Here is a 13,457-nt window from a genome sequence, read left to right on the forward strand (position 1 = left end):
TCAATCAATATGATTCAAGAACTTTTCTGGTGTTCTATTTAACTCTTAGGAATTAAATTCATAACTACCTGTACGCCATCATTACGAATCGCAGCATATCTCAAAGAACTTGCTGTAAGCTCTATTAACCTAACATTAGAAAATGAAAAACCTGACATTGTTTGATCATAATAAGCATTAGTATGCAGCATTTCAATTCCTCCATTTATTATAATTCTGTCATTTACAGAAGCTGTCGTAAGACTAAAATTGTAGGTTCCCGACTTAGTAGTTTTTACGGCACTTCCTGTAGTCAATGAAGTTTGTGTTACTTTAACATTATAACCTCCATTCAGGTCGAAAGTAACTTCTCCCCAATCTTTGTTTTCTATACCTGACCAGGAAACATCATTGATACTCCCTGGGTACCAAGCCCAATCTCCTTCTACTGTCTTGTTTATATATCCAGTTCCAACAAATGCAAATGGACTTTCAGTAACCATATTAAACACCCATGTTTTTCCGGCTATACCGTTAGTAAGCATTGCCCATCTGGGGTCACTAAATAACGTTTGATCGTTTGCCGAAATGGTTACCGTTTTTGAAGCTGTTACTGAACCACCTTTTGTATAGGCTGAAAAATTAATGGTATAAGTACCCGCAAATGGCATTGGAATAGTTGTTTCATTTAGATTTGAATGTCCTAATTCATTCCCTTTTGAATCAACATAACTCCAATAAGGTATAACGTCGGGAGTTAAGTTTTTTAATTCTATTTTATTTCCATTTACTACAGCTGTAAAATTCAGATCTGCGGGCTCAAGCGTCATTGCAGGAAGACTATTGCGGTCTTCTATCGGTTCGCAAGAAAACAACGACCCTAGTGTAATTATAGTTACGAATGTTAAAAATATATTTTTCATAATCATTATTTTTTAAGGTTATTACCAACCTGGATTTTGTTTTATTGCTCCGTTAGAAAGTACAATTTGTGATTGAGGTATTGCAAACCATCCTAGTGTTTCCGGTCTAAATGTTACGTTAAATTGAGAATCACTATTTGTATTGTCAATAGCAGCTTTAGTGATAGCCATACTTTGTCTGATTAGGTCAAAAAAACGTTGTCCTTCTAATGCAAGTTCTAATTGACGCTCCTTCATAATGTTTGGTAAATTAGCAGCTACTCGATGATTGGCATTTTGGAATGCACGATCACGAACTTTATCAAGACAGTCTTTTGCAAAAGCATCATTTGTACCGAGATTAAGTTCGGCAGCCATTAGCAATACATCCGAAAATCGTATTACCGCATAATCTTCAACATTGTCAATTTGGAAATTCCCACCATTGGCAGTCACGTCGGCAATTCCGGCTTCATTGGTAACCGGACAATATTTTTTCCAGGCATATCCTGTATATTGGCGTTGATCTCTTTTATTTGGTGCCGGATCAAAATTCAATCCTTCTCCTGCAAAATTGATGATGGTGGCATCCCTACGGGTATCCCCTACTTCGTATGCGTTGTAAAGACTAGGTGTAACAGGAAGTCCACCCCAACCGTAAGCATATCGTCCTATATTTCCGCCACGTGGCGCAATTAATACTGACAAACGATTTCCTTCGTGAAGATTCCAATCTCCTTTACCGCTTCCGTTATAACGAATAGCCCAAACCATTTCTGTATTACCTTCCCCTGCATAATTCGCAAGTGATGCAGCCAGCCATAGACGGGAATAATCTGCGATTAAAGCGTGACCACTATTATTCACAACATCATTAATATAGGTCACTGCCTGGGCTTTGGTCACTACACCTGCTAAATCAGGTTTAGTATAATAATCTGTATAGAATATAAAAGCTTTCGCCAAATAAGATTCAGCAGCCCATTTAGTGATGCGACCATAATTTGTATTTCCTACCTGAGAATAATTTTCATTACCAAGATTTTCTATCGCAAATTTTAAATCATTGGCAATTAAAGCATAAGTAACTTCCGGAGCCAATCTTGGAGAATTAAATTCGCTTGTATTAATAGAATGATCAAGTGGAACAATATCTCCAAAAATTCTCGCCAATTCAAAATGGAAATGGGCTCTTAAAAAACGGGCTTCCGCCTCATATTTTGCTTTAAGCGCTGTATCAGCACCCCAGTTTACTTTATCTAAATTTTCTAATAAAATATTGGCTCTGTATATTCCTTTATAGCAACTTTGCCAGATGACATTATTCATTTCCGGATCTGAACTGTTTTTAAAACGATCCCAGTCTAAAACAGCTATTCCGTCAGCAGTTCCAAAACCTCCAAAACAATTATCTGAAGCTTCTTCTGTGATCATCTGAAATCCTGCCCAGCCGCCTTCTTGTTGCAATACATCATATATGGAAACAAGTCCTTCAAAAGCATCTTTCGGAGTTGTATAAAAATTCTCTGAAACCTTTTCGGTTACAGGTGCAGTGTCTAAAAAATCATTCGAGCAAGAACCTAATACTAATAGAGTTGATGCTGTAAAAAGTTTAATATAATTTTTCATTTTTTGATAATTAGAAGTTAACATTAAGTCCCATCATATAAGTTCTTGGCTGTGGATAGTAGCCCACATCAATCCCTTTTGCCCATGATTGGTTTACGTTTCCAAACCCAATTTCCGGATCCATTCCTCTATACTTGGTAAAAGTGTATAGATTGTTGGCGGCAACATATAATCTGAATTTAGAAAAGAAATTTAATCTGCTTGTTAGTTTTGTCAAATCACAACCTAAGGTAGCCGATTTAATTCTAAAGAAGCTCGCATCCTGAACATACAAATCAGACATTTTAGTATAATTCCCATTCGCATCCGAACCATAAGTAACTCTTGGTATAGAATTAGAACTTCCCTCTGTTGTCCAACGGTTCAAGATTGTGGTTGTATAATTAGAATAAGGACGTTCGATACTGCGAAGCCCAATAACATTTTGGTTTCCTGAAACTCCATAAGTATAAATTGAAAAATCAAAAGCTTTGTAAGACAGCTCCAGGTTTAATCCATAAGTAAAGTCCGGATTTGGATTTCCAATGTTAGTTTTATCGCTGGCATCAATTTTCCCATCAGCGTTTAAGTCAACAAAACGAACGTCCCCAGGAAGTGCATTAGGCTGAACTCCCGCTGCTACTTCAGCTGCATTTTGAAAAATTCCATCGGTTTTAAGTCCGTAGAAATAACCTATTGGTTGTCCTACCTCTACACGATTCATTTCATCTAAACCTTGAAAAAGCAGGTTCGTTTCTCCATGGATGATACCTTCAGAATTAGCAACACGAAGTACTTCGTTCTTATTATGGGATATATTTCCGTTTATAGAAAATGACCAGTCTTTCCCAAAATTAGTTCTATATCCTACTCCTAACTCAATCCCTTTGTTATTAACATCACCACCATTAATAAAGGGAGCAGTAGCCCCGGCAATTTCAGGAATTGATGCCTGGACTAACCAGTCTTTGGTTGTTTTGTTATAATAATCGAATGTTAAAGTAAGATTTGAGAACAATGTAGCATCAAAACCAAAATCTGTTTGCTCAGATGTTTCCCATTTCAAATCAGGATTTGAAAGTGCATCCGGACTGGAACCTGTGTAAAGTGTTTCATTAGGTCCTGTTCCGAAATGATAGTTTTTATCATAAGAGTTTATCGTAGACATGTAAGCAAATCGTTTTGAAAATTGATCATTACCATTTTGTCCCCAACTGGCTCTTATTTTAAACGATTTTATAAAGCTGTTTTGTGGAAAGAAATTTTCACGATCTACATTCCATCCTGCTGATACCGCTGGAAAGTAAGCGTATTTATTATTGGAACCAAATTCAGAAGAACCATCTCTTCTTATCGTTGCAGTGAATAAATATTTATCGTTGTAATCATATAATAATCTTCCAAAATAAGATTGGATTCTATAATCATATCTTTCACCATTTACTGTGTTTGATGTTTTATCCGTTGCATTGCTTAAATAGGCGTGATCAAAATCATTAAAAGTTAAATTTTTACCTGTAGCCCCCATACTTTCTGAAATGTTTGACTTAGCAGAAGTTCCTAACAACACATCAAAATGATGGATATCATTGATAGCAGCTTTATATTGCAATGTGTTTTCCCACAACCAACCCCTGCTTTTATTGGAACTTTGTGTAACACTTGAGATAAGGTTATTGTCAAAAAGTGTTTCATTATAAACGGGTTTAAAAGAACGAAAAGAACTATCCGTCATATCCACTCCAAAACTCGTTTTGAATGTAACATTCTTCAAAAATTTTGCTTCTGCAAATATATTTCCCACATAACGATTTACTTTATCTTCTTTAAAATTATTGTGATACAGAGAAGCTACCGGGTTAAAAACATCAGCCGCAATAATTGAAGTTGCAAAACTGCCATCAGCATTATATGCCGCATCTAAAGGAGATGCATTTAAAAAACTTCTTATGCTGTTATTGTATAATCCCTGATCAGAAACACCGTTACTTTTGATATTAGCAAAAGAGAAATTTTCTCCAATCTTCAAATGATTCTCTATAACTTCAGATGTAGTATTAACATTAAATGTTATACGGTCATACTGAGATTGATTAGTTTGACTACCTATAAGCCCTTCTTGTCCATAATAAGATAATCCTGTAGCAATAGTCGATTTTTTATCCCCACCCGTAATCATTAAGGAGTGATTTTGTTTTGCAGCTCCATTATTAAATAAATCTTTTTGCCAATCGTGATTAGGAAGTGCAGCTATTTGCGCTTGAGTATACAAAGGAGTAAAACCGGAATTCACTCTTGACTCATTCATAATAACCGCATATTCATTTGAATTAAGCATGTCTAATCTTTTAGCAACTTCCTGATATCCTGCATAACTATTTAAAGACACATTCATTTTACCGTCTTTACCTTTTTTAGTAGTCACTAATATAACTCCATTAGCTGCTCTGGCTCCATAAATAGATGCAGCTGAAGCATCTTTAAGCACATCGACTCTTTCAATAATGGATGGATCAAGATACCCAATACCATTATCCACAACAACTCCATCTACAACATAAAGCGGAGAGCTGTTTCCTGCCGTTCCCACACCACGTATATTTACAGCCATTCCAGCTCCCGGTTGTCCTGAAGTAGAGGTAATAGACACCCCTGAACTTTGTCCCTGTAAAGCATTAACAACATCAAGACTGGCAACTTGCTGAATATCTTTTCCCGAAACTAATGAAGTAGCGGCTGTTGATACTTTTTTCTTCTGTGAACCATACCCTATTACAACTACCTCTTTAAGATCTGCTGATTCCACTTGCATGGCAACATTTACTACTGTTTGATTTTTTATTGATACTTGCTGTGTTTTATAACCCATATAGCTGATTTTTAACACAGCGTCAGATTCTGCATTAATTTGATATTTACCATCAAAATCGGTCGTGGTACTTTTTTTAGTCCCTTCTACTATAACAGTAGCTCCCGGGATACCCATACCGTCGTCACTAGATGTTATCTTTCCACTTACAGAAAGAGATCGCTGTTGTGCAAAACCTGATTGCAGCATAAACATGCTAAACAAGACTGCTATACAAAAGGGAAGCATTGTCGAAATACAATATTTTCTTTTCATAATAATTTAATAATTGGTTAATTTTTTTAGTTAATGGTTTTTTAATGATAATTATTTAAGTACTCTCAAAATTTCAAAACACTCATTTTAAAGACAGAATGATTTTCAAAAAGATTTAAAAAACAATCTTATGGTTAAATTGACCACAAGTATATAGCTTTTTTTTACATTAACAAAATTTTAAGCAATAAAAAACATATTAGACAATTATATTTAAGAATTTATACACATATAACAAATAATATATCCCACAAAAGCATTATTACTTATATTTTATTATTTTCGTAAAATATTATGCTATTTATGTCTAATCAGAAAAATGATATTGAATCTGTGCCAATAATTGAAGGATCAGCTATTGATGATATTTCTATTGACTGTGTAATATTTGGTTTTAGTAATGGAATCCTCGAGGTTCTTTTAGTACAACACGGAGAAGGAGACAGTAAAGGAGAATGGGGGCTTCCGGGTGGCTGGATAAAAAAAGATGAAAGTATTGACAACGCTGCTAATCGTTTATTGGAAGAGCTTACCGGACTTGACAATGTTTTTCTGGAACAATTAAAAGTTTTTGGAGACCCAAATCGTGTATCTTTTAGAAGAGTACTCACAATAGGTTACTATGCTTTAATAAAAAGAGAAGACGACAAACTGAAAGCCAGCTTAGTATTAACTGATGCTAAATGGTTTAAAATTAAAAATATTCCGAATTTAATTTTTGATCACAATGAAATCATTAATTACAGCTTAAAACATTTACGCAATAGAGTACGTCAAGCCCCAATAGGTTTCAATCTTTTACCTGAGAAATTTACATTATTACAACTAATGAAACTCTATGAAGAAATTTTAGATGTAGAAATGGACAAATCTAATTTCAGAAGAAAAATATTACACATGAAGTTATTAAAACCTTTAGATGAAAGACAGCAAGATGTATCACACAGAGCAGCTAAACTCTACCAATTTGACCAGGAAATATATGATTTGTTAACTCAAAAAGGATTCAATTTTGAGTTTTAATTTGTTTTTTTTAAGAAGCTAATCTCTTCTGCCTGCGAGTTGATCTTCTATAATTTGTAATTTTTTCTCATCAAGAGAATAACATAAAATACATAATAACGCAATAACAGCTGCTATCGCCGGAAGAATACTCATCATTAATAAAATTCCATTTTGCACCAATAAACTTTGAGCCACATTAGCTTCAAAACCATAATATCCTAAAAGCCAACCCGTACCTGCACCACCAATAGTCCACCCTATTTTTTGCGACATTGAAGAAGCAGAAAAGATAAGTCCTGTTGCACGTCGCCCTGTTTTCCATTCCGAATAATCAGCACTATCAGCATACATAGACCAAATTAAAGGAAATATACAACCTGCACAAACACTTATCAACACCTGAAAAGACATAATTAATGCGATATCTTCTTTCTTAAAAAAATAAAACAAAACACTTAAAATAGCGATTAAAACTGTAGCTATCATAAAAGTATTTTTCTTCCCTATTTTATTAGCAATCGGTGTGGCAACAATAACCCCAATAAGATTAGCTGCTTGCCCTAAAACTAAATAAAGGGTAGTAGGAGTGATAATAAAATGCTCCGAAAGTAATGTTAAGCTATAACTTTGGCTACTGTCTATATAATATTTAAAATAATAAACAGCCGAACCATCTCGAATGGAATTGAATATTAAAATACCTATCCCTGAACCTAATAAAATCCACAAGGGTTTATTGGCCCAAAGATCTTTCATATCTTCTTTTAAATTAACTTTCTCATTTATAGGCTGAATTCTTTCTTTAGTCCAAGAAAAGGAAAGCCAGAAAAAAATGGTAGTAATAATGCCAAAAACCACAATCATACCCAACCAACCGGATTCTGATTTTAAACTTTTACCAAAATAATAAACCAATGGCTCAATTAACCATAAAGCTAACAAACTTCCACCAAAGGCAAAGAACATTCTATAAGATGAAAGTGCAGTGCGTTCTTTTCTTTCTGAAGTCATTACTCCTAAAAGAGAAGCATAAGGAACGTTGATTAACGAATAAATCATCATCATCAAAGAGTAAGTTATATATGCGTAAACAATTTTTCCTTTATCGTCAAAATCAGGAGTATAAAATGTTAACACCCCAATTAACGCAAAAGGAATTGCCACCCATAACAAATAAGGTCTGAATTTTCCCCAACGAGTTTTAGTCCTATCAGCAATAATTCCCACAACAACATCAAAACAGGAATCCCATATTCTGGTTATTAAAAACATGGTCCCTACCACAGCAGGTGCTAAACCATAAACATCAGTGTAAAAGAACATAAGATACACGCTAAAAATCTTCCAAAAGATTGAAGAAGCAGCATCTCCTAAGCCGTAACCAACTTTTTCTTTAAAGCTAATCTTATTTCGCATTTAATCTTAGAAACTTAAACATCCAGTTATATAACAATACAAGGATAATAAAATTAAGTACAATACTCACCAAACTTGCTAATGTTTTTTATCTAAATATAATACTATTAGCTTCAAAACAAAATGCTATGAAGACTCGTTAATTATTTAGTATAACTAGTTTTTATATAAGTACCCTGTTTATATAACAAAAAAAGACCCCTAAAAGGAGTCTTCTTTACTACTAACCTAACCAATTTAATTATTTAACAGCAACCGTTTTATGCACTTCTGAATAAGGATCTGACATGATTGTTGCAGTTTCATTCACTACAAGAATTTCATATTTTACTATCTTAGTATTAGACTCAGCTACTAAGTAATAAATTCCATCAGCCAAAGGATTCAAATCGTAAGTTTTCACGATTTTTTCGTTTGATTTAAGCGGATTCAGATTTAACGTGTACACTTTCTCTGTGTGTAATAATTTATTATTTGCATCATAAATCGAAACATTAGCTTTGTTTATGTCATTTAGAGCAAAAGTTACCATCTTTTTTGAACTGGCTTTTTCATTTTTAGAAAATTTAACACCGGTTGCACGAGTATTCATAGCAAGTAGTACTACTATTAATACGAAACTAAGTTTTATAATCTTTTTCATAATTTAGAATTTTTAGATTTATAATTCCTTTTTTATATGGGTCAAAGATACTGTGTCAGTATCTATTTGAACTTCAGTAATTTTTCATATTTGTATGCTATATTACCTTTTACGAAAACGTTTTAGTTAAAAAATGATAATTTCAAACAGTTTGTGGGTAAAATAGCATAGTTAAAAGCAATATTCACAATTTTATTATCTTTCTGAAAAAATCAAAATTCTTTTCAAAATCGCTAAAAATTAACTCGGAAACAAGATTCCTCAAAAGCAGTATTGCTTAATTTTGCATCATGTATGCTTTAGTCGATTGTAATAATTTCTATGCTTCCTGCGAACGTGTTTTCCAACCGGAACTCAATGGCAAACCCATTGCGGTTTTATCGAACAACGATGGTTGCGTAATTTCCAGAAGCGAAGAAGCTAAAGCGGCCGGAATTCCTATGGGTGCGCCTGCATTCCAGATTAAAGACTTGGTAAAAGAGAAAAACATCAAAATCTTTTCGTCTAATTATGCGCTTTATGGCGATTTAAGCGGCCGTGTCATGGCAATTCTGAATCAGTTTACTCCCAATGTTGAAATTTACAGCATAGACGAAGCCTTCCTGAATTTTGATGGTTTAACCATAGTAGACTACCATGATTATGGGCTTCAGATGAGGCATCGTATTCGAAAATGGCTTGGAATTCCAATATGTATAGGATTTGCAGAAACCAAAGCCTTATCGAAAGTAGCCAATAAAATTGCCAAAAAATTCCAGGACAGAACTCAGGGCGTTTATGTTATTGACTCCGAAGAAAAACGCATCAAAGCCTTAAAATGGACCAAAATTGAAGATGTTTGGGGCATTGGCTACCGAATGACTAAAAAAGTAAAACTGCGCAATATCAACACTGCCTTCGATTTTATTCAGCCACAACACGAAGCCTGGATAAAAAATACTATGGGCGTAACCGGACTTCGATTAAAAGCGGAGTTAGAGGGACAATCTGTTTTAGATTTAGAGCCTATTGTTGAGCAAAAGAAAAGCATTGCCATTACCCGAAGTTTCCCCAAACAAATCGCCGATTTTGATTTACTGCGGGAACGCATCACGACATTTGCAGCCGTTTGTGCCGAAAAATTACGTAAACAGGAATCCTGTTGTCATACTATTATTGTGATGCTCGTTGTGGACAAGCATACCATAAAAACATCCAAATACTATTTTAATAGCGCCATCACTTTGCCCTATGCCACCAATTCGACTTTGACAATTGCCAATACCGCTGTCGAATTACTAAAACAATTGCATCAGGGAAACGAACATTTGAAATTTAAAAAAGCAGGCGTAATTGTCAGCGAACTCATTGGCGAAAACCAAAAACAATTGCAACTATTCGAAGAAGAAAATCCAAAACATCTGGCACTGATGAAAACTATGGATCGTCTCAACGCTAAAATTGGTGAAACCAAAGTAAAACTGGCCAGCCAGAATTTAAGACTAACCTGGGATATGAACCAGAAACATTTATCGAATAAATACACCACTAATTTCAAAGAGATTCTCGAAATACGATGTCAATAAACAAAAACCAAAAACTCAGCTTTTACAAACCGGATTATGAAAGCGAACTACGAATTCCTTTCATCCCCGACGGTGTTTCGGCAGGATTTCCCTCGCCGGCGGCTGATTTTATGGAAAACAATATCGATTTGAATAAAGAGTTAAGCGAAAATCCCTTAGCTACCTTTTATATTAAGGTAAAAGGAAATTCGATGATTGATGCCGGTATTGAAGACAAAGATGTACTAATTGTGGATCGTAGCATTGAACCGCAGGACAACAAAATTGCCATTTGCTATATTGACGGGGAATTTACCGTAAAACGCATCAAACTGGAAAAAGACTGCCTCTACCTAATGCCCGAAAACAGCAATTACAGTCCGATAAAAGTCACAGAAGAAAACCAGCTCATCATTTGGGGGATTGTAACCTATGTGATAAAAAAAATGTAAGTGCTTGCTTTACCACAAAGGGCAAAAAGAAGACGCAAAGCACATAAGCTATTTTGAATTTTATCAACTAGAATACTCTAACTTACCTTAATCGTTATGTTGGAATACATGATTATTAAGTTACTATTTTTTAGAACATTATTGTTTTTTGATATTTTCTTGTAAACAACCCTAAAATAAATGATTGCAAAAGACGTTTTACATTCTTGTTTAAAAAAAAAAGAAATACAAAATGAAAAAATTAATTTTTGCAGCTATGGCTGTTTTAGCATTTGGTTCAGCCAATGCACAATCGCAGATTTCTGAAGGAAGTTGGTTAATTGAAGCAAACACTGGTTTTGGCGAGAAAGTTGGAAACACTTCAATAGGCTTATGGTCAGAAGATGGACAAACAGATTATAATATTGGTGCTGAAGCAGGATATTTTGTTGATGATAAATTAGCCTTAAAATTTGGATTAGGATTTGGTGAAACTTCTTTTTACGATGATGCTTTTGGCGAATATTACTCTGCAAGTAGCTTTGCTTACAAATTAGGATTGAAGTATTATGCCGCAGGTAAATTCCCTTTAGAAATTTCGTACAATGGAGTGAATTATGAAGATTTCGACGAAAACCCTTCCTATTTAGGTTTACAGGGTGGTTATGCTATTTTCTTAAATAAAAACGTTTCAATCGAGCCGGGGATTCGTTATAATGTATCATTAAACGATGATTTTTATGATGATGTATTTCAATTAAACATTGGATTTGCGTTACACTTCTAAAACAAAAAAAGTGCGAATTAATTCTTTTTAATTCGCACTTTCAAAAAGTATAAAAATTATTTAAATATTACCAGAACTTCCCCAACTCTCCAGCTCGCGCGAGCATCTTATTCGTGCCCACAAACTTATATTTTCTACTCATCTCTTTCAACAAAATGTAAGAAAAAGATTTACTTTAATTACCTATTAAAAAGTGTCTATTGTATTTTCTTTGTCGTATAAATTGAAGAGTATAAATCAGGGAGTTCTACTAAGTGAAAACAAAAAATGTGAAATCAAACGAATTCGATTCCACATTTTCACATTTAAAACTATTATTTTCTTTTACCAGAACTTCACGTACAAAGCAGCGATAATTAATAATGTAATGATAATTAATACTGTAGTTTGAGGTTTTACCTTGAACATTTCAGTATCTAATTCGAATGCTTTTGGATTCACTTTTGGTCCTGCAAAACTGATTCCAATCATCAACAACATTGTAAAGAAGAATGACAATCCCATACAAATGTGGAACGGAATTTCGAAACCACCTTTACCATTTGGCCAAGCCGTGTATAGCAATGTTTCGTTACCAAACAATGCCGGTGCATATTCATTAAACAATACTGATAATAAGAAACCAGCTAATACTCCCACAATAGCAGCCGTTCCCGTTGTTCTCTTCCAGAACATTCCTAAGAAGAACATCGCAAATACTCCCGGACTAATAAATCCTGTATATTTTTGGATATAGGTAAATCCTCCTACTCCTCCAATTCCTAAAACATCATTCCATGTGAATAACACTGCCAAAACCATAGAAGCAAAAACAGCATAACGACCAATGTTTACCTGAGCTCTGTCTGAAGCTCCTTTTTGAATGTATTTTTTATGAACGTCTAAGGTATAAATAGTCGAAATACTGTTTACTTTACCAGCCAATGAAGCCACAATCGCAGCAGTCAAAGCCGCAACGGATAATCCTTTTAATCCTGTAGGCAAGAAAGTCAACATAGCCGAGTAAGCTCCGTCCTTTCCTCCTACTAATTGCGGTAAATGTCCTCCCTGATACAATACATAAGCTGCAATACCAGGTAACATTACAATTACAGGCATTAATAACTTCAATAAACCAGCAAACAAAATACCTGTGCGAGCCGTAGTCAAATCAGCCCCCAAAGCTCTTTGCGTGATGTATTGGTTACATCCCCAATAGTTCAGATTGATAATCCAGATACCTGCTAAATAAGATAGCATTCCCGGGAAAGTAAGGTATTTATCAATTTCTAATTGTGTAGAAGTAGCTGTTGGTCTCGGGATAATCATTTTGAAATGCTCAGGAGCTTTTTCCATCAAAACATTGAATCCTGCAATAGCATCTTTTCCTACTCCGAAATATTCCCCTACTGTAGTTAAAGCGATATAAGAAGTTACCAAACCTCCAATGATCAATACAGCAACCTGAATAACGTCAGTATAAGCAACAACCTTCATACCTCCAAGAGAGATAATCAACGCAAAAATCGCCAATCCTAACATGATCACGTGAAGATAATCTCCTCCGGCTAATCCGTTAATAGCAACAGCTCCTAAGTATAAAATAGAAGTTAAGTTTACAAAAACATACAAAAACAACCAGAAAACAGCCATAATCAAAGCCGTAGTTTCGTTATATCTCGTTTTCAAAAACTGAGGCATGGTGTAAATCTTGTTTTTTAAATAAACAGGAATAAACCAAATGGCGATAATAATCAATGCAATGGCAGCAACCCATTCGTAAGCGGCAACAGCTACCCCTAAGAAGAATCCTTCCCCACTCATCCCGATAAACTGCTCGGCTGAAATGTTAGAAGCAATTAACGAAGCCCCAATAGCCCACCATGTTAATGTTCCTTCGGCTAAGAAATACGCCTTAGCATCGTGTTCGTTTTTTTCGCGTTTGCGATAGATAATATATCCGTAGATAGAAACTACTAAAAAGTAGATGATAAAGACTGCATAATCTGCAAATCCGAGACTTGAGCTCATAGATATTT

At 34.7% G+C, this 13,457-nt stretch carries 10 protein-coding genes; 4 read left to right on the forward strand and 6 right to left on the reverse strand.

Features of this window, described 5'->3' with window-relative positions; translation table 11 throughout:
• Nucleotides 1-38: 38 nt before the first annotated feature.
• Genes IEV84_RS01920 through IEV84_RS01930 form a run of 3 tightly spaced genes read right to left on the reverse strand, consistent with a single transcriptional unit; the run spans nt 39 to nt 5,613 of the window.
• Entirely contained in the window at nt 39-902 is an 864-nt protein-coding gene (locus tag IEV84_RS01920; protein ID WP_229732571.1) for a hypothetical protein, read from the reverse strand.
• Between the two features lie 21 nt (nt 903-923).
• Nucleotides 924-2,510, reverse strand: a complete 1,587-nt coding sequence (locus IEV84_RS01925) for a RagB/SusD family nutrient uptake outer membrane protein (RefSeq protein WP_188491879.1) — start codon at nt 2,508-2,510, stop codon at nt 924-926.
• A 10-nt stretch (nt 2,511-2,520) separates the two neighbouring features.
• Complete coding sequence (locus IEV84_RS01930) at nt 2,521-5,613, reverse strand: SusC/RagA family TonB-linked outer membrane protein (protein WP_188491880.1); 3,093 nt, start codon at nt 5,611-5,613, stop codon at nt 2,521-2,523.
• 303 nt (nt 5,614-5,916) lie between these two features.
• On the opposite strand from IEV84_RS01930, the gene IEV84_RS01935 reads away from it, so the two are divergent.
• Nucleotides 5,917-6,636: an NUDIX hydrolase gene (locus IEV84_RS01935; protein WP_188491883.1), complete on the forward strand. Its 720-nt coding sequence runs from the start codon at nt 5,917-5,919 to the stop codon at nt 6,634-6,636.
• An 18-nt stretch (nt 6,637-6,654) separates the two neighbouring features.
• Here the strand turns inward: IEV84_RS01935 and IEV84_RS01940 are convergent, their stop codons facing one another.
• Both IEV84_RS01940 and IEV84_RS01945 read right to left on the reverse strand, forming a co-directional pair.
• Entirely contained in the window at nt 6,655-8,034 is a 1,380-nt protein-coding gene (locus IEV84_RS01940; RefSeq protein WP_188491885.1) for an MFS transporter, read from the reverse strand.
• Between the two features lie 241 nt (nt 8,035-8,275).
• Nucleotides 8,276-8,677 carry a T9SS type A sorting domain-containing protein gene (locus IEV84_RS01945; RefSeq protein ID WP_188491887.1) on the reverse strand — a complete coding sequence of 134 codons (402 nt, stop codon included), beginning with the start codon at nt 8,675-8,677 and terminating at the stop codon, nt 8,276-8,278.
• Between the two features lie 290 nt (nt 8,678-8,967).
• Between IEV84_RS01945 and IEV84_RS01950 the strand changes: the two genes are divergently transcribed.
• From IEV84_RS01950 to IEV84_RS01960, 3 genes are all read left to right on the forward strand, one after another.
• Nucleotides 8,968-10,242, forward strand: coding sequence for a Y-family DNA polymerase (locus IEV84_RS01950; RefSeq protein WP_188491889.1), 1,275 nt, complete (start codon nt 8,968-8,970; stop codon nt 10,240-10,242).
• Nucleotides 10,233-10,673, forward strand: a complete 441-nt coding sequence (locus IEV84_RS01955; RefSeq protein ID WP_188491890.1) for a LexA family protein — start codon at nt 10,233-10,235, stop codon at nt 10,671-10,673. The genes IEV84_RS01950 and IEV84_RS01955 overlap by 10 nt, the downstream gene beginning before the upstream one ends.
• Nucleotides 10,674-10,905: 232 nt before the next feature.
• Entirely contained in the window at nt 10,906-11,439 is a 534-nt protein-coding gene (locus tag IEV84_RS01960) for a putative outer membrane beta-barrel protein (RefSeq protein WP_188491892.1), read from the forward strand.
• A gap of 324 nt (nt 11,440-11,763) precedes the next feature.
• Here the strand turns inward: IEV84_RS01960 and IEV84_RS01965 are convergent, their stop codons facing one another.
• Nucleotides 11,764-13,449, reverse strand: a complete 1,686-nt coding sequence (locus tag IEV84_RS01965; protein ID WP_188491894.1) for a sodium/sugar symporter — start codon at nt 13,447-13,449, stop codon at nt 11,764-11,766.
• Nucleotides 13,450-13,457 lie beyond the last annotated feature (8 nt).

It is taken from the genome of Flavobacterium palustre (genome assembly GCF_014639535.1).
Taxonomy (GTDB): Bacteria; Bacteroidota; Bacteroidia; order Flavobacteriales; family Flavobacteriaceae; genus Flavobacterium; species Flavobacterium palustre.

Bases quoted from the DNA above. Each gene is read 5' to 3' on its own strand.
- IEV84_RS01920 (WP_229732571.1), bottom strand. From the start codon at position 902: ATGAAAAATATATTTTTAACATTCGTAACTATAATTACACTAGGGTCG.
- IEV84_RS01925 (WP_188491879.1), bottom strand. From the start codon at position 2,510: ATGAAAAATTATATTAAACTTTTTACAGCATCAACTCTATTAGTATTA.
- IEV84_RS01930 (WP_188491880.1), bottom strand. From the start codon at position 5,613: ATGAAAAGAAAATATTGTATTTCGACAATGCTTCCCTTTTGTATAGCA.
- IEV84_RS01935 (WP_188491883.1), top strand. From the start codon at position 5,917: ATGTCTAATCAGAAAAATGATATTGAATCTGTGCCAATAATTGAAGGA.
- IEV84_RS01940 (WP_188491885.1), bottom strand. From the start codon at position 8,034: ATGCGAAATAAGATTAGCTTTAAAGAAAAAGTTGGTTACGGCTTAGGA.
- IEV84_RS01945 (WP_188491887.1), bottom strand. From the start codon at position 8,677: ATGAAAAAGATTATAAAACTTAGTTTCGTATTAATAGTAGTACTACTT.
- IEV84_RS01950 (WP_188491889.1), top strand. From the start codon at position 8,968: ATGTATGCTTTAGTCGATTGTAATAATTTCTATGCTTCCTGCGAACGT.
- IEV84_RS01955 (WP_188491890.1), top strand. From the start codon at position 10,233: ATGTCAATAAACAAAAACCAAAAACTCAGCTTTTACAAACCGGATTAT.
- IEV84_RS01960 (WP_188491892.1), top strand. From the start codon at position 10,906: ATGAAAAAATTAATTTTTGCAGCTATGGCTGTTTTAGCATTTGGTTCA.
- IEV84_RS01965 (WP_188491894.1), bottom strand. From the start codon at position 13,449: ATGAGCTCAAGTCTCGGATTTGCAGATTATGCAGTCTTTATCATCTAC.